Source organism: Paenibacillus sp. 01T442, assembly GCF_056398345.1.
The window spans coordinates 26,895-43,548 of sequence record NZ_JBFTPF010000052.1; the positions used below are offsets into that span (position 1 = coordinate 26,895).

The 16,654-nt window shown below is 44.7% G+C and carries 14 protein-coding genes; 12 read left to right on the plus strand and 2 right to left on the minus strand.

The window, feature by feature from the left end; all coding sequences use genetic code 11:
* Nucleotides 1–138 precede the first annotated feature (138 nt).
* The 6 genes from AC1DLM_RS26530 (at nt 139) to AC1DLM_RS26555 (ending at nt 6,028) form a co-directional block, all read left to right on the plus strand.
* Nucleotides 139–1,119: an NAD-dependent epimerase/dehydratase family protein gene (locus AC1DLM_RS26530; protein ID WP_441987167.1), complete on the plus strand. Its 981-nt coding sequence runs from the start codon at nt 139–141 to the stop codon at nt 1,117–1,119.
* Nucleotides 1,120–1,152: 33 nt separating this feature from the next.
* On the plus strand, nt 1,153–1,710 hold the full coding sequence (locus AC1DLM_RS26535) for an NAD(P)H-dependent oxidoreductase (protein WP_441987166.1): 558 nt from the start codon (nt 1,153–1,155) through the stop codon (nt 1,708–1,710).
* Nucleotides 1,711–1,795: 85 nt separating this feature from the next.
* The gene (locus tag AC1DLM_RS26540; protein ID WP_441987165.1) at nt 1,796–3,271 is read left to right on the plus strand and encodes an MFS transporter; all 1,476 of its coding nucleotides are present in this window, start codon (nt 1,796–1,798) and stop codon (nt 3,269–3,271) included.
* Between the two features lie 6 nt (nt 3,272–3,277).
* Nucleotides 3,278–4,747, plus strand: a complete 1,470-nt coding sequence (locus AC1DLM_RS26545) for a multicopper oxidase family protein (RefSeq protein WP_441987164.1) — start codon at nt 3,278–3,280, stop codon at nt 4,745–4,747.
* Between the two features lie 79 nt (nt 4,748–4,826).
* Nucleotides 4,827–5,381, plus strand: a complete 555-nt coding sequence (locus AC1DLM_RS26550; RefSeq protein ID WP_477571649.1) for an SRPBCC family protein — start codon at nt 4,827–4,829, stop codon at nt 5,379–5,381.
* 125 nt (nt 5,382–5,506) lie between these two features.
* On the plus strand, nt 5,507–6,028 hold the full coding sequence (locus AC1DLM_RS26555) for a TetR/AcrR family transcriptional regulator (RefSeq protein WP_441987162.1): 522 nt from the start codon (nt 5,507–5,509) through the stop codon (nt 6,026–6,028).
* A gap of 142 nt (nt 6,029–6,170) precedes the next feature.
* On the opposite strand, the gene AC1DLM_RS26560 is transcribed toward AC1DLM_RS26555, so the two are convergent.
* A complete protein-coding gene (locus AC1DLM_RS26560; protein ID WP_441987161.1) occupies nt 6,171–7,520 on the minus strand; it encodes an MATE family efflux transporter in 1,350 nt (449 codons plus the stop codon).
* Between the two features lie 528 nt (nt 7,521–8,048).
* Here AC1DLM_RS26560 and AC1DLM_RS26565 point away from each other — a divergent pair.
* Together AC1DLM_RS26565 and AC1DLM_RS26570 are read left to right on the plus strand one after the other, a co-directional pair.
* The gene (locus AC1DLM_RS26565; RefSeq protein WP_441987160.1) at nt 8,049–8,384 is read left to right on the plus strand and encodes a hypothetical protein; all 336 of its coding nucleotides are present in this window, start codon (nt 8,049–8,051) and stop codon (nt 8,382–8,384) included.
* 18 nt (nt 8,385–8,402) lie between these two features.
* Nucleotides 8,403–8,822 (plus strand): NUDIX hydrolase, encoded by a 420-nt coding sequence (locus AC1DLM_RS26570; protein WP_441987159.1) that lies wholly within the window; start codon nt 8,403–8,405, stop codon nt 8,820–8,822.
* Nucleotides 8,823–8,894: 72 nt separating this feature from the next.
* Here AC1DLM_RS26570 and AC1DLM_RS26575 read toward each other — a convergent pair whose 3' ends face one another.
* Nucleotides 8,895–11,603 carry an MGH1-like glycoside hydrolase domain-containing protein gene (locus tag AC1DLM_RS26575; protein WP_441987158.1) on the minus strand — a complete coding sequence of 903 codons (2,709 nt, stop codon included), beginning with the start codon at nt 11,601–11,603 and terminating at the stop codon, nt 8,895–8,897.
* Between the two features lie 148 nt (nt 11,604–11,751).
* Between AC1DLM_RS26575 and AC1DLM_RS26580 the strand changes: the two genes are divergently transcribed.
* The 4 genes from AC1DLM_RS26580 to AC1DLM_RS26595 all read left to right on the plus strand — a co-directional run bounded on the left by AC1DLM_RS26580 (nt 11,752) and on the right by AC1DLM_RS26595 (nt 16,383).
* Complete coding sequence (locus AC1DLM_RS26580; protein WP_441987157.1) at nt 11,752–12,645, plus strand: AraC family transcriptional regulator; 894 nt, start codon at nt 11,752–11,754, stop codon at nt 12,643–12,645.
* Nucleotides 12,646–12,854: 209 nt separating this feature from the next.
* Nucleotides 12,855–13,772 (plus strand): ABC transporter permease, encoded by a 918-nt coding sequence (locus AC1DLM_RS26585; protein ID WP_441987466.1) that lies wholly within the window; start codon nt 12,855–12,857, stop codon nt 13,770–13,772.
* Nucleotides 13,773–13,786: 14 nt separating this feature from the next.
* On the plus strand, nt 13,787–14,659 hold the full coding sequence (locus AC1DLM_RS26590) for a carbohydrate ABC transporter permease (RefSeq protein ID WP_441987156.1): 873 nt from the start codon (nt 13,787–13,789) through the stop codon (nt 14,657–14,659).
* A gap of 131 nt (nt 14,660–14,790) precedes the next feature.
* Complete coding sequence (locus AC1DLM_RS26595; protein ID WP_441987155.1) at nt 14,791–16,383, plus strand: extracellular solute-binding protein; 1,593 nt, start codon at nt 14,791–14,793, stop codon at nt 16,381–16,383.
* The last annotated feature ends 271 nt before the right edge of the window (nt 16,384–16,654 follow it).

A 16,654-nucleotide genomic window follows, 5' to 3' on the forward strand; every position in this document is an offset into this window, starting at 1 on the left:
CTAATGTAGATTTTCTGGACATGTATCAAAATAAGAGGACTGCTTCAATTATTGTTATTGACTGATCAATAACTACATGGTATATTGGTTTTAAGTTAGTGATTGATCAATTACAAATATAAAAAAGAGGTGATTCCTATGGAAAAAGCAATTGTAGTAGGAGCAACGGGTGGCACGGGTGCTTCGGTTGTGGAAGAGCTGGTCAAGCGAGGAATTCAGACGGTGGCTTTCGGGCGATCTCGCCAGAAATTGGAGGATCTTCGGGCTAGATTGGGTTATGCCGAGCATTTGACGATTGCTGTAGGTGATGCTTTTCGTCCAGATGATATCGTCACTGCTGCGGGAGGTGCGGACGTCATGTTCCACTGCGCTAACGTACCATATAACGAGATGGTTACTAAGCTAATTCCTCTAGGCGAATCCTTGATGGAGGCCGCTGATCGGCTGAGCATAAAAATAGTCGTGATTGACGGCATCTATCCCTATGGAAGAAGACAGATGGTTCGAGCGACGGAGGAGCATCCGAAGCAGCCGCATACGAAGAAGGGGAAGACCAGACTCGCGTACGAGAAGATGTTATTCGATATACGGTATAACCGGGCTAAGGTTATGATCGTCCGCTTGCCTGATTATTACGGTCCAACGGCCAACGAGGCTTCGTATCTGGGTTCGACACTTGCTGCTATCGCAGCGGGCAAGATGGCCTTTTTTATAGGTAATATGCGTGTTCCCCGCGAGTTCGTCTATTTACCGGACGCGGCATTCATGATCGCGGAGCTTGCGCGCAGGGATGACGCCTATGGGCAGAACTGGCATATTCCTGGCGCGGGCTTGATCTCGGGCAATGAAATCGTGCAAATTGCCCAGCGTGCAAGTGGTAGCGCGAAGTCAGTCATACCACTGGGAAGAGTTGGACTGTCCCTGCTCGGAATGGCTGTACCCGTAATGAAGGAGATTGTGGAGATGCTTTATTTGACAGAAGAGCCGCTTGTCTTGAGCGGAGATAAATACGAGCGGTTGATTGGTCCGGTGCGTGCAACGTCCTTTGAAGATGGAATCACGGTTACAGTTCACGAGTTGCAGAAAAAGAATGAATCTCTTTCGATTCCAAGTAATTGATCAATCACTAAATGAAATTTCGGGAGGCATCATATGAATCATTTAATCATCTATACACATCCAAGAAAGAGTAGCTTCAATCATGCGATTTTGGACGCGGTCACGAATAATTATCTACAGGAAGGGGAAGCGGTTATCGTTCGGGATTTATATGGCATGGGTTTCCAGCCCGCCCTTGGCGCAAGCGAAATGCTCGGTGGGGTGGGAGAGGATATTGTTCGTGAACAAGCCTATGTATCGTGGGCGGATCATATCGTGTTCATATATCCGTTATGGTGGACGGGAATACCTGCGATGCTGAAAGGGTATATAGACCGCGTATTTTCGTACGGATTCGCCTACAAGTATGACAAAGGAATTAAAACTGGGTTACTTGCGGGAATGAAAGCGACGATCATCCATACGCAAGATAAGTCTCAAGAAGAATACGAAGCAAGCGGCATGGGGAATGCTCTGCGGCTTACGATAGATGAAGGAATTCTCACGTATTGCGGCCTCGAAGTGACTCATCATCTCGTATTCGATTCAATGCATGCTTCGACCGCTGCGGAAAGGAAATCTTGGCTCGCTCAGCTTTCGAAAATGATGTGAAAATCGTCGGATACGTGAGAAAAGGCATAAGTAAATTTTTTAGTAAATAGTTATTAATCAATCAATAACAAAAAAGGAGGGAAGTATGATGAATTCCAAGTCTCAACAAATGTCAACGTCATCGCGAGCAATCCCCTATCGTTGGTGGGCGCTTATCGCACTTGCGCTTGCACAATTCCTTGTCGTACTGGATGCATCCATCGTAAATATTGCTCTTCCGTCGTTGGGGGCGGAACTTCACCTGGATACTTCTACGCTTAGTTGGGTGATCACAGCTTACGTATTGCCGTTCGGAGGGTTGCTGCTTCTGGGCGGGAGACTTTCCGATAGGTACGGACATCGCAGGTTATTTATGGCTGGAGTTGCTGGATTCGCGGTCGCTTCTGCAGCAGCTGGATTCGCGAACTCGGGAGCGTGGCTGTTGACTTCAAGAGCGGTGCAAGGTGCTTCGGCAGCTCTTCTCGCTCCCGCGGCTCTAGCTCTTCTCACCAAGCTTTTCATGGATCCGCAGGATCGGGCGAAGGCACTTGGCATCTGGGGAGCGGTTGCTGGAATTGGTAGCGCCGCGGGCGTATTACTCGGTGGGGTGCTGACTTCTTCTTTCGGGTGGTCATCCGTGTTCTATGTGAATGTTCCTGTAGGCTTATTGGTTATCCTTGCAACACCGTTTCTCATTGCCAAAGATAAGCGAGGCGAACGTGCAAGTTTGGATATGCCGGGTGCAACCGCGGTTACCGCCGCCATCGTAACCTTAGTATTCGCTCTCTCTGAAATCGAACGAGTGGGTTGGACATCGCCACTAACGTTGACGCTTGCAGGTGTATCGCTCATGCTGCTCGCCGCGTTTGTACGCATTGAGCGACGTGCGGCAAACCCGCTCGTGCCGCTTGGCATTTTTCGTAACAAATCTGTACTAGGCGGTAATCTCGCAATGTTCCTTATCGGAGGTGCGACAACTGGACTATTCTTCGCACTCTCGGTCTATATGCAGCAGGTGCTTCACTATGACGCAATGAAGGCGGGACTTACGCAGCTTCCGCTCGCTGGAGCGCTGGTTGTGATAGCGGGAGCCGTACCGGCACTTGTTAAGAAGTTCGGAACGCGACGCACGCTTGCCTCTTCGTTACTTTTGCTCGCCGCAGGTTTAATCTGGCTGTCTTTGGCGCCAAGTGATGCATCGTTTGCCGCACATTTGCTTGGACCTAGTGTCGTGATCGGAATCGGATTGGGAGGAGCTTTCGTCGCTGGGACGGAGTTATCGGTCCATGGAGTGGACGACAGCGAAGCTGGTATGGCCAGCGGACTAGTCAATACGAGCCAGCAAATCGGTGGTGCTATTGGGCTTGCTGTATTAGCAACCATCTCGTCGACCAGAACAAGAGATTTATTGAGTAATGGAATAGCCGAGCCGCAAGCGTTGACTAGTGGTTTCGCTTGGGTGTTCCTCGGAGCGGCGGCATTCGCCATCATAGGCGCGGTTATTGTCCTGCAGGTAGTTCGGCCTTCCTTGTTAAGTCATGATGATATTGATGAATCAATTACTAAACGAGTTAGAGGGTGATCAGCCATGGTTAAGAAGAAAAGCTCTAAACGTTTGTACTATTTGGGAGTCCCTTTGCTACTCCTAATCGGTGTGATGATGAGCATGTATTTCTGGCAAATGAGGCTTCAGAAACCGATAGAGGTCAATATGGCCAACCATGAGCATAGCTCAGGCACGAATTCCGAAACTGGCATGCATATGCATGCTGTGACAGGCGTTTCTTGTGGCTCGTTTGTGGCCAAAGAGACTTCAGGATCGACCCGCAAGTTCGATCTGACGGCAGCAAAGACGGTTTTGCAGCTGGATAATGGAAAAGCGGTCGATGCATGGACCTTCAACAGCACTTCTCCGGGTCCTGAGCTTCGCGTCACAGAAGGCGATCGCGTCGTCGTTACGCTCCACAACAAGGACATCGAGGATGGCGTTACGCTTCACTGGCACGGGATTAATGTTCCTTGCTCGCAGGATGGCGTTGCGGGGGTGACGCAGGACGCTGTGCAGTCCGGGGAACAGTTTACGTATACTTTTGTCGCGTCGGCGCCAGGTACTTATTGGTATCATTCCCATCAGATGAGCTCGATTCAGGCGAAGAAGGGCCTCCTTGGCTCGATTATCGTCGATCCCCTTGATAAGTCTGCTTCTCTCTCTTCTGTGAAGGAAGTAACAGCACTTTATCAACGTTTAGATTCTAGTATGCTATTGAACGGCAGCGCTAAAGGACTGAACGTGCCTGGTAAAGCAGGCGAACAAGTAAGGTTGAGGCTAACCAATGGAGACAATGAAACGTTGAACTTCTCGGTCGACGGAGCGCCCTTCCAAGTTATTGCGATGGACGGTCACGATTTACATGAACCCGGCCTCTTGAAAGGCACGAATATTCCTGTAGGAGCCGGCCAACGCTACGATCTGCTCATCAAGCTTCCCGAATCAAGTAAGGTCATCGTAAGAAATCAAACGGCTAAAGGTCTGTCGATTACGATCGGCAGTGGCAGCGAACCGGAACCGACGGAAGGCGGGGCGATGTTCTCGTTCGTCGATTATGGCACCCCGCTGCAGGACGATCCTAGCAGCAAGAACGTGCCTGACCGCAGCTTCGAACTAAGGCTTGGCCAATCCCTCTTCGTCAAAACGATAAATGGCCGTTCGTTCCACGAAATCCCTCCCATGAACGTGAAGGAGGGAGAGCGCGTGAATATTACGCTCGTCAATGAAGGAGGCGGTGATCATCCGTTCCATACCCACGGCCATACCTTCCGCGTGCTTAGCAAAAACGGAATTCCATTGAAGGGCAGCCCCGTCTCTCTGGATACGCTTCTGTTGAAAGATGGCGAAACCTTCGAGGTGCAGCTGATTGCCGATAATCCAGGCTTATGGATGGCGCATTGTCATAATCTCGGGCATGCCTCGATGGGGATGACCATGATGATGAACTATGTGGGAATCTCTACGCCATATAGAGTTGGAACCAAGTCAGGCAACCTTCCCGATCTATGAGAATTGGCAGCACGCTGATTGAGAGGTTATAGTGATTCTTTGGAAAAAACAATGAAATTAATTTATAAGGAGATGTAACATGTCGAAAAAATCATTTAAGTTAACCGCATTTATCAGCACTATTTTATTAATATCAATTTTAATTGCAGGGGTCATTTATAGAACAACAACGGATAAATCCAAGTGGAGCAACTTCGATGTGGATCGCAACGCTCAGGTTATTGTTGACCTGTCCATCGTTATCGACGCTACTCTGCAGACCGTATGGCGGCTACAGACAGGTATCGACCAGTGGCCTACCTGGCAGAAAGACATCACCCAGGCGCAGATGTCCGGTCCACTCGCAGCGGGCAGCTCTTTCAACTGGGTAACTCACGAGCTGCCCGTTGTCTCCACAATTCGCGAGGTAGACCCTATGCGCCGCATTGTCTGGGGAGGCCCAGCACTCGGCATTGACGGCGTACACGTGTGGGAATTCAAAGCGTCCCCCAACGGAGTCGTCGTGCACACCACTGAGTCATGGGACGGTCCTCCTGTTGCTGCCGATCCTGAAGGAATGCGTGCGGCACTTACTTCCTCACTCACCGCTTGGCTCGCCGCGCTAAAAACAACTGCCGAGGCTGCAAACGAATGATCGCGTGCCGCAGTTTGATCGACTACGTAAGTATTAATCTGTTCGAACAGTAGCATTGTTTTGATACTATTTTACATGATATAATTATTGATGAATCACTAACGGTGTAAGGAGGCTGCATTCTGATGGCAAAAATGGATACAACCATAGTTAATCGAAAAGCGGACATTATATCGGCGGCTATCGAGGTGTTTGCGGAAATCGGGTTTTACCGTGCAACAACTGCACAGGTTGCAGAAAGGGCCAAAATTTCACAACCTTATATTTTTAAATTTTTCTCAACAAAGGAAGCATTGTTGCTGAACGCTCTGGAGGTTTCTTGGACGCGAGTGATTGATTCCTTCCGTAAGGTCGTGGAATCTGCACCAGCAGAACAATTGGAGTCCGATCTAATTCAGGCATATGTGGATATCCTGGACATGAATCAAAATGAAGTTCTTCTCCAAATGCAGGCGCAGACAATTCGTGAAGATTCGATCCAGGAAGCGATGCGCCATGGATTTGGGGAAGTACGTCGAATGGTTTTGGACGCTTTCCGTGCAGCTAACATTCCGAATGCCGAGGAAAGAACGATGTTGTTCTTGGCCCGGGGTGTGCTGTGCAATATTTCAGTAGCGCTGGCTATGCCCGAACTGATGGATATATGATGAAAGGGGTTAGTCGTGCGATCATTGTCAGGTAACAAGAATTAAGGTGGTATCACGGGGGATTCTCGTCCATTGAAGGAGGGAGAAGCCCCTTTTTTTGTATATCATGAGGACCGCGGCAGCCCTCTATTTTCAGCCCCAATTAAGCCATTTCCTCTCTACTCACCAACACTTTCTTCTCCCATGCTCTGCTCCGCCAGCGCAATAATAACAGAAGTCCTCTCAACCCTTCGTCCATGATGAACACGCACCACATCCCTGCCAACCCGTACCCCAGATGGACACCTATCCAATACGTTAGCGGGACACACAGTCCCAATATGACACTTGAGCCGACAAAGAGTAGAAATCTCGCGTCACCAGCAGCTCGAAGAGCTTCTCCAATGACAATATTCAAACAGCGTACAGGTTCTAAAAGGAAACCGTAGGTCAATAAAAATGCACCTAATGTGATAATTTCGACGTTGTCCGTGAACATACCGATCAGCTGTTTTCTGAACAACACGGTCAACGTAACCGCGGCAAGTGATAGAAATAAACTAAGTATCAAACTACGAAACAATTGCTTGTAGGCCTCTTCCTTTTCTCCTGCACCCACCAATCGACCAATGATGATTTGCGTTCCACGTCCCAAGGAAATGGCCAGCACCATGATGAACGTCATGATATTTTGTGTGTAAATCCGAGTGGAAAGCATCTCAGCACCGAGTTGAGTGATAAAATAGGTCGTCATCAATTGGCTAATTGCGTATATGAGCTGGCTTCCCGCTGTGGGAATACCGATTGATAAGATCTTTTTTATTTCAGCAAATCTTGCTTTATAAAAGTCACGAAAGGATAAGTTCAATCGAACGATTTTCGTTAAAATCATGCTATAGATAACCAGTCCGAGCAATTGGCTGAATACAGCTGATATGGCGACACCTGGTATACCGAGCTTAGGAAAGCCGAAAGGACCGAAAATAAATAAAATACTGCCGGTCAAATTGACGAGATTGATTCCCAAACTGACTATCATTGTATATCTCGTATAACCATGCACCTGTGTGATGGCCGAAATGGTCAGATTGATGGCTTGAATAAATAAGGAACATCCCACGATTGATAAAAATATGCGCGCTTGCTCTAATGTCGCAGGTTCCAAGCCGAAGGGTTGCAGCAGCTGCTTGCTGAAACAAACGATACATACGCTAATGAAGAAGCCGAAAATACAATTAATCGAAATAGCTCCAGCGGCAAACTTCTTTACATCTCTAACTTTATTCGCGCCCAAATATTGAGAAATGACGATGGCCGAACCGGTTGAAACGACTTGAAGCAGTAAGAATAAAAAGATTATAAGCTGGTTGCTGACGCCAACCGCGGCGACGGCTTCATCCGACACATGACTGACGATGAACGTATCAGAGGTTCGCATAAACACGAGAAGTGACGATTCAATAAATAAAGGCCATGTAATAGCAAACAAACTTAACTTTTTAGGATTCGTCATGGGGATGGAACTCCTTCGATAGTCCTCGATATGGATCTCTTCTTTATTTTGAGGTATAACGAAATCGTTTTCATTGCGAAATTTGCACAAATGAATGCTTAAATTGATGGGAATTCGTAATCGATTGCTGGTTAGGGAGGGATTGCTGGGATAATCTAGAAATTTAAATAGTAGAAAAAGAAAGGTGCTGTGATGACGGATGTTTTTAGTTAATTCTCGTGCAATTATTGAAAAAACCTTTAATGGATCCATCCAAATTGTGGTTCAGACACGAAATAAACCTGGAGAATTGCAACGGATTGAACTTCCTGGAGCTTTGAAGTGGAATGTATGCAACCATTTGGAGCGTATCAAATTTTCATAAAAATGTTTGAATGGAATGCGGGATTCGAAATGAAGAGTAAACCAAAGATTTTGGATATGTTCCGTCAGGATAAGATGAAGTGTCTGATTATAAAGAATAATCGTAGGATAGACCAATACTTAAATGAAGTCTAACAACGAGGTGTTATCGTGGAGGGAATGGGAATGAAAATAACGAAGCTCATTGGTTTACTCGCTTCTATTGCTTCTATGTTCCTTTGGATAATATTCGCTTTGTTCAATCCATACACCCATGAGCATGTCGAGAATGACGTTTTGGTCATTACTTTATTTACGCTTTTTATTCCAGCAAGTGTAGCATTGTTAGGGTCCGTTATTAGAAGGCCATCACTTATGTTAATAGCATTTGTTTGGTCACTTCCTATAAGCCTATATACCGCAATGACACCAAGTTTGTTTAAAATGTTTGGAATTACTTCAGTTATGTATCTGATTTCGGGTATTTTGATGATTAGGGATGGTAGGTCTCGACATAGATAAAAAGAGGAGGTCACTTAGATGACGCCAAAACATTTTCTTTCTGCAGCAGCAATTGTACTTAATGAGCGTAACGAAATTTTATTAATCAAAGGCCCCGAACGAGGTTGGGAAATGCCCGGAGGCGTGGTTGAAGAAGGCGAATCGTTAAAAGATGCAGCGATTAGGGAAACTAAGGAAGAGAGTGGAATTGATATCGAGGTAACCAAATTTTGTGGTATTTTTCAAAATGTCACTCAGAATATTTGTAACACGATGTTCTTAGGTAGACCGATCGGAGGAGAGTTGACAACGAGTTCTGAGTCTCTTGAAGTAGGCTTCTTCCCAATTGAAAAAGCCTTAGAGATGGTGACTTTTCTAAATTTCAGGCAGCGCATAGAATATTGTTTAAATGAAGAGAATCATCCGTTTTGTGTGGACTTTTCAGAAATTCCGCTGTAAGTCGGGGGATAATCCCGAGGACTGATGCGGGAGAGACAATCCTCGGGAGCCCTTCTTATGACTATTATTTCATTACCATTCAACAGGTTGAATCGATATCTCCGCACGTGGCAAGCAGTCAATTATGATCAATGCCAATCCTCCGCTGGTTTGAAGCGAGCTTTGTACGTTACAACCCGTACCAACAACCATATACGATACTCCCTCAGTTAGATTGACCAGCATGCTAAATGGCTGTTCAGCTTCCCCAGCATAGTGAAATTCCGCACGATATTCCGTGAATTCTTCATTGAATTGTTGTTGCAGCATCCACACGTTGAATCCAATAGTAACTTTGCCTAGTTGATAATAGGAAGCGAACCAATTGATGACTGGAGCCGATAAACCGCCGAAATGATGCCATCCTGCGCCACGTCCTGTCTGTACGATAAAATGTTCATAACAGTTGTAAGTAGCCTCGGTCTCACGTTTCCAACATTCTAGAGCGGTATTGGCTATGCGGAAAGCATAGTCTGGCCGACCTAAGTCGAGCATTGTTTTCCAGAAAAACCACTGATGCGGCATCCAGACCGCACCGTTCCAATAACCATCCGCTCGATAATAAGGTGCGCTTTGGTCAACAGTTGATAAGCCAATTGGTGTCCAGAAGCGGCCATCATCGAACAGTACAGTAATTAAACGGTTTGCACGATCGCGATCACAGACACCAGCAACCAACGGGTAGAGGCCATCCATCCCCATATTATAATTAGCCCCAGAAGCATGATACAGATGGCCCTCAGAATCGCCCTGCTGATTATGTACAACATAGCCGTAATAACCGGCTTGTTCATCCCATGCGTGGGCTTCCAACGCACCGCTCCATAGCCGAATATCCTCCTCGTATCCCCGAATATCCATTTGCCAATCATCAGACATTGCCGCCGCCATCTTAAGAATTTTGGCGATTCGAATCGCTTGACTCGTTGTAATGATAGGAGCAACTGCAGCTTCCAAGTTGTGCTCATGCACGTATTTTTGTGGTGGATAGTCGTCCCAGCCCCCTGAGTTATAGAAATAATCCCATGTTTTCAATAGGCCGGTACGTAGTGTATTGGTCGTTGAACTGCTGGTCTTTCCAGCTAAAAACAAGTAATATTGCCGCAATCGCGGGTAAAAATGTTGCAGAAAGTCAGGAGATTGTCCGCGATTCCACAACTCCTGGAACACATAATGCTGCACAGGTACGGGGCTGCCGTGATGAATGAAGGCGGTTTGAGAGTCACCTGGCTCCGTCATATAAGCATTCAAGCAATCCAGTGCTCGCCGAGTATCGATATCGGAGAAGCCAAGTCCAATAAATCCGGAATCCCACGTATACAGCGAATCCCACCATCGGCCAGGCGTGCTGTGCCTTATGTATGTACGTTTCGTATAGACGGGATAGACGGTATTCGTTAGCAGAGTGGCACGCATGAGTTGCTGGCTGAACGCATAGCGATCACCGGATGGATAGGAAGGAGGCGGATTCAACTTAGTACGTTCAGCTTGGTAGATAGACTCGCATTTATCATAGTCAAGTGTAAAGTTGGACATGCAGCCATGCACTTCTTCGTAAGTCCCAGAGCAAACCATACCGTGAAGAATCATAGAGGAACCTGGGATCAAATGAATGGGGCGCATAAACACATTGGTGTAGTGTCCCTTTCCATTTCCTTGCAAAATGTCATCGACATGATTATGCACGGTATGGCGGGCATAGCGATCCAGCTCATCATTTCTGAACTGTCGAATCTGGGCATCTGAATAGTCCCACAGAAGGCCATAAAAACATGGACTGTCCGGATAACGAAGAATAAGACTGCTCGGAACAGGACCTGCAAGTAATTCAGGCTCAATCTGCCAAGGTCGATCAAGGAAAGTGACATCTTTGCATGCGCTGCGCTCAATAAGTGTGAATCCATCAATGATCATTGGACTTGAGCCCGAAGTATGCATGCTAATAGTGACTTTGCCAGCAGCAAGTATTCCCACGGGAAGCTCTGCTATGATTAATGTATTGGACGGCTCCAAAGAAAGGCGATATCGCTGATGCCCAAGCCCAATCTCAAGTTCTCCACCTTGCGCCGCTTGATAGCGTAACAGTAACTTACCATCCTGTAAGGGTGTTGTGAGAGTCGTCTCATAACGCAGCATGTCTTCAGCATCCCCTCCGAATTGGCATCCGATTGCCGATCCGCCTGTAAAATGCTGTCCACGAATCTCTCCACGTATAAATCCGTCATAGACCAATCCATCGGATGGTCGCGGTTGTGCGAAAGTCAATTCGCTGTAATCTAGCGCATCCACCCACTTGGCGTCTTCAGGAAGCTGTGCATCAGTGAATACATGTACTTCACCGTGTCCCGGGAGCCGAGGCGGCTGAAGGGAAGCCATCCAGTGCAGCACTAGATTCTGCGGATGCTCCGTCTGATTGGCCAAAGCAGCGCGGATGAGACGGCTCTGATCGTCGATCCGACTGAAGGAAATATCCGCGTAGACACGATCTTTCCATTCCAGTTCGTGACGATGGGCAAAGAAGCTGTAATCTGGCGTAGCTTCCCACGGATGATAGCCGGATTCCCAAAGGACACTGGGAATATCTATTTTTCTTCGATAGAAGCCCGGCATTAAACTTAGATCAAAGCGCACACCTCTCGATTGATCATTAATATGGGAAATACCCATATATTGTTTGGTGTAAGGTCCCCAAGCAGGCAGTCTTAGGTCATGGTCAGTGGGGAGGTTCTCAAATTCATGCATGGATCATCGCTCCTTTTACAGATGTTGTATTCTCTTTATTTTAAAATAATTGAAGGCTAAAAGCCTCTTGATAGCGGATCATTTTGTCTTGAAAACGGACATTCGTGATATGATAGCAGGAGTACATGGAAGAAAGGACAATAACAATATGGCAGTGAATTTGACCGCTTACGATAACGAACAAGTCGATTATGCAGACCCGAATTTCAGGATGAAAATATGGACCATTCGACATCCAATCCAAGTGTCCATTCAATACGGTCCCTGGCACTACCATGAAGAAGTAGAGTGGATCACAGTTCTGAAGGGCACGATGACCATTGAGACAACACAGCAAACATACACATTGCAAGCCGGCGATGTGGTGATGTTAGGCTCGAACGAGCTTCACCGATCTCACAAATACGTACAATCTCAATTGATCTACATCGTTTGCCATGTGGATATGTCCGCTTTCTTGGACCCTTCGTTGCTGACCTATCAGGCAGCTTTTACCGGTAGATCAGCCAATTTAACACGGCTGAATGACGCGCTGAGGAAATATCCGTTAAGCATTCAACTCATCCATGAGCTCCTTAATCAGATGCTTCGAGAAATAACGGTTAAAGGGAGAGGCTACGAGTTTGCCGTAAATGCTAATTTGAAAAAACTCCTGTACACGCTGATTCAAATTGATGATGAACAGATCATTGAACCGATGGATCATCAACTAGCCGTGAAATTGCGTCCAGCGTTAGCCTATATTGAACAGCTGTTAGAATCGCCTTGCCAGATTACTGATATCAGCAGCAAGTTGAACTATAACAGTAGTTATTTTGCCAAGCTGTTTAAGAAAGGAATGGGTATGACGTTTACGTCCTATGTGCAAATGCGTAGAATGAAACGAGCGGAACAGCTCCTGTTGACAGAGACATGTTCGGTAACAGAAATAAGCGGTAGAGTCGGCTTTACAAGCCCTGCCCAGTTTTATCAGTTGTTTAAAAGGCATTTCGGCTGCAGCCCGAGACAGTTTGTTGAGAGAAGGAATCACCAAAAAATGTGAATAATGCCTTTACATATATAATAGCCCCCAGCATGGTGGGGGCTGTTTGACGTTTTTTTTAATTCAAAAGTTAATTTATTACAAAATTAATTTAAATTAATACATTTTATTAAAAATTCAGGCGAGTATAATTTTTTACATGAGATATCCGATTTGTAGTGGGAGGGATGATATAGTTGAAAGCGGTTTTAGGGAAGTATCAGGACAACATGAATCTAAGAAGAAAGAACAGTATCGTATATTATTTAAAAAGAGATTTTCTACTATATGTGCTCTTACTATTACCAATGGCTTACTTATTCATTTTTAAATATGCGCCAATATACGGTGTAGTGATGGCATTTCAGGATTATAACATTTTCGAAGGAATTAGCGGGAGCGAATGGGTTGGGCTTGACGTATTCAAATTCATTTTTGAACAAAGTAGTTTTTACCGTGCGCTTAAGAACACACTTGTTTTAAACTTTCTAGATTTGGTAGCAGGTTTTCCGGCACCCATTGTACTTGCCATTTTATTGAATGAAATTCGGCATGTCAGATTTAAAAAAGTGACGCAAACCATTCTCTATTTACCGCACTTTTTATCCTGGGTCATTATTGGCGGTATGGTCTACCTGATGTTTTCTTCAGGTGGAATGGCAAATAGCGTCTTATCTAGCCTTGGTATTGGTCACATGGAGTTTCTTTCACAAAAAACCAACTGGCTAATCATGTATCTAGCGGTTGGGGTGTGGCAAAGTGCAGGATGGGGTACAATCATCTACTTAGCATCCATCATTGGCATCAATAAGGAGTTATATGAGGCTGCCGATATGGATGGGTGCAGCAGACTTCGTAAAATATGGCATATTACTTTGCCTGGAATAAAGCCGACCATTATTATTTTGCTTATTTTGCAAATTGGAAGAATGCTCTCTATTGGGTTTGATCGGCCTTTTGTCATGGGGAATTCTTTGGTAAGTGAATACTCCGATGTCATCAGTACATTTGTATATCGTATCGGAATTGGGTCAGGGGATTTCTCGCAAGCAACAGCTGTTGGATTGTTTCAATCGGTTGTAGGGTTAGTGTTTTTAGTGACAGCGAATTTTATTGCCAAAAAAATTGGTGAGCAGGGAATTTGGTAGGGAGTGTGAGTTTGTTGAAGAGGAAGCAGAAAACTAACTTCGTTGATCTAGTTATTATCGTATTCATCATAGGCGTATCCATTACCTGTCTCGTCCCATTTCTATATATGATTGCGCTTTCTCTGAGTTCCAATAGTGCCATTGTTTCACAGAAGGTAACACTTTGGCCGGTAGAATTCACACTCGAGACCTATAAAACGATCTTAAGTGATGTAGAAATGATCTATACGCTGGGGTATTCTATTGTGCTTACCATTGTATATACACTCATTTGTATGTTTTTAACGATATGTGCTGCATATCCGCTTACAAAGAAGAGATTGAAGGGAAGAAGCTTTTTTCTATCGATTTTGGTCATTACGATGTATTTTAGCGGTGGATTAATACCAAGTTATATGTTGGTGAAAAATTTAGGCATGATGAATTCCGTATGGAGCTTGCTTTTGCCTGGTGCGATGAGTGTGTTCAATTTGATAATTCTAAAAACATTTTTCTCATCACTTCCAGAAAGCTTGGAAGAATCGGCATCTATTGATGGTTGTAATGAGCTAGGGATACTTTTTCGAATTGTTCTCCCGCTTTCTTTGCCGTCGATCGCAACTTTAAGCCTCTTCTACGCGGTAGATAGATGGAATGGATTCCAAGATGCACTCTTTTATATAACCGATAAGAATTTGTATCCCATGCAATTAAAGCTGTACCAAATCATTACGGCGAATCAACAGTTAGACACCCAGCAAGGTGAAGGTAGTATTGGTGCTTATATTGTTCCAGAATCATTGAAAGCTGCAAGTGTCATGTTTGCCACAGTTCCTATCTTAGTGGTTTACCCTAAACTTCAAAAATACTTTGTTGAAGGTGTCATGACGGGGGCCATTAAAGGCTGAGAAATAGGTTGTTCAAGCAAGTTGTTTCTTGAAAAGCATGAAAGGTGGTGATTCTGTTACCGATCAGCTAGGATTAGATCATTATGTGAACGCTATTCGAAATGACTATGAGATAAAGGTGAGGTTGAACAATGAAAATTAAAAAAATGTTCGTTATATTACCAGTCTTGACGCTGCTAACAAGTGGATTAGTCGGATGTGGCAGCGATAATAAAAATGAAAGTAAAGCAACGTCAGCGGCGACTGCAACAGAAGCGGCATCTGCAAAGCCTTCAGGACCACCAACAACACTAACCGTTGAAGTATTTGACAGAGGAATTCAGGGACAGCCTGATCTGAACAATAATACGTGGACAAGGTATATCAATGATAATTTTGGCAAGCAAAATAATGCTATTGTTAAATTTATACCAGTTCCTAGGAACCAGGAAATTGATAAGCTTAATGTATTGATGGCAGCCAATGAGGCGCCAGATATTTCATTTACTTATGACAGCCCGACCGTCTCAAGATACGCTAAGGTGAATGGTATCCTTCAGTTGGATGATTTGTTAGCCAAGCAAGGTAAGGAACTAACGAATTATCTAGGTAAAACGGTTCTTTCTTATGGACTCTTCAACGGTAAACAGATGGCGATCCCTGCTAAAAGAACTTCGCTGGCATGGGGTGGTATGTTTATTAGAAAGGATTGGCTAGATAAATTAGGAATGCCGATTCCTACTACGAGGGATGAGTTATATAATACGCTAATTGCGTTCCGAGATAAAAATCCTGGTGGCGTGAGTGGTGTTATTCCATGGGGGTTGGCAGCAACAGGTTTTAATTATAACACTGGAAATTTATTTGAATCTTACTGGGAGAAACAAACAGAGGAAGAATTCGTTACAGCTCCGGGCTGGATAAGACCTGGAAATAAGGATGCACTCAAGTTTCTCAACAAGCTCTACAATGAAAAATTAATCAGCCCTGATTTTGCGTTAGATAAAACAGCAAAGCAAGCGGATGCAGATGTGACCAACGGTAAAGTCGGATTCTTCAGTGCAAACTGGGATTATCCATTACGTCAAAATATCAGTGTGCCTTTGAAAGCAAATGTGCCTAGTGCAAGCTTTGTACCCATCGATGCGTTCAAGAATTACGAAGGGAAATACAAGAAAATTGCGTACAATGAAAATGGCGTGAATGTGTTTATCCCTAAGAGCAGTAAAAATGCAGAATTGGCCATTAAATATCTAAACTGGATGTCTGACCCTAAAGTATTATTCTTCCTGCAATACGGTCAAGAAGGGGTTAATCATAAGATGGTCGATGGCATTCCACAGATCATCAATCAAACAGGTGATAATATGCAAACCTCCAATTTAAATCTTGATTATACCTTGATTGTAAATGGCGTGGAACTTGGCGATCAGCAGAAGAATATCAAAGCATTAGCATCATCGACTCCGGGACTCGAAGCTATTACAGAACAATCCTACAAAATAAATACGACTGATACGTATACAAGTTACTTCTTTGATACACCAAGTGAATCCAATATTAAGTTTGGCAAAACGCTTGGGGATATGAACAAACAAATGACGGATAAGCTAATTGTCTGTAAGCCAGCAGAATTCGATAGTTTGTACGATAAGCTCGTTGCAGAATATATGGCAGCAGGCGGGCAGGCCGTTATGGATGAGAATGTGAAGATCTACAGGGCTATGCAAACAACTAAGAAATAATAAATTTGCTTTATAGCGTACAAAGCCTATGGACATAACGGCGTTATATCCATAGGCTCTTATTGTGAAACGTCTACAGAAGTCAACTTGTTATCTCGCTACCAAAGAGTTAAAATTTTATAACGATCAATGAAGCTGACACAGGGGGCACTTATGAATCGTGTTATTATTGTAGATGACGAACCATGGGCGATAAAAGGAATACGAAACGCATTTAACTGGACGAAATACGGGTTTGAAATTATAGGCCAATTTACCAGTGTCCATAAAG

Excerpts from the sequence above, each read along its gene's own strand:
- AC1DLM_RS26530 (WP_441987167.1), top strand. The coding sequence starts at position 139 with ATGGAAAAAGCAATTGTAGTAGGAGCAACGGGTGGCACGGGTGCTTCG.
- AC1DLM_RS26535 (WP_441987166.1), top strand. The coding sequence starts at position 1,153 with ATGAATCATTTAATCATCTATACACATCCAAGAAAGAGTAGCTTCAAT.
- AC1DLM_RS26540 (WP_441987165.1), top strand. The coding sequence starts at position 1,796 with ATGATGAATTCCAAGTCTCAACAAATGTCAACGTCATCGCGAGCAATC.
- AC1DLM_RS26545 (WP_441987164.1), top strand. The coding sequence starts at position 3,278 with ATGGTTAAGAAGAAAAGCTCTAAACGTTTGTACTATTTGGGAGTCCCT.
- AC1DLM_RS26550 (WP_477571649.1), top strand. The coding sequence starts at position 4,827 with ATGTCGAAAAAATCATTTAAGTTAACCGCATTTATCAGCACTATTTTA.
- AC1DLM_RS26555 (WP_441987162.1), top strand. The coding sequence starts at position 5,507 with ATGGCAAAAATGGATACAACCATAGTTAATCGAAAAGCGGACATTATA.
- AC1DLM_RS26560 (WP_441987161.1), bottom strand. The coding sequence starts at position 7,520 with ATGACGAATCCTAAAAAGTTAAGTTTGTTTGCTATTACATGGCCTTTA.
- AC1DLM_RS26565 (WP_441987160.1), top strand. The coding sequence starts at position 8,049 with ATGAAAATAACGAAGCTCATTGGTTTACTCGCTTCTATTGCTTCTATG.
- AC1DLM_RS26570 (WP_441987159.1), top strand. The coding sequence starts at position 8,403 with ATGACGCCAAAACATTTTCTTTCTGCAGCAGCAATTGTACTTAATGAG.
- AC1DLM_RS26575 (WP_441987158.1), bottom strand. The coding sequence starts at position 11,603 with ATGCATGAATTTGAGAACCTCCCCACTGACCATGACCTAAGACTGCCT.
- AC1DLM_RS26580 (WP_441987157.1), top strand. The coding sequence starts at position 11,752 with ATGGCAGTGAATTTGACCGCTTACGATAACGAACAAGTCGATTATGCA.
- AC1DLM_RS26585 (WP_441987466.1), top strand. The coding sequence starts at position 12,855 with ATGAATCTAAGAAGAAAGAACAGTATCGTATATTATTTAAAAAGAGAT.
- AC1DLM_RS26595 (WP_441987155.1), top strand. The coding sequence starts at position 14,791 with ATGAAAATTAAAAAAATGTTCGTTATATTACCAGTCTTGACGCTGCTA.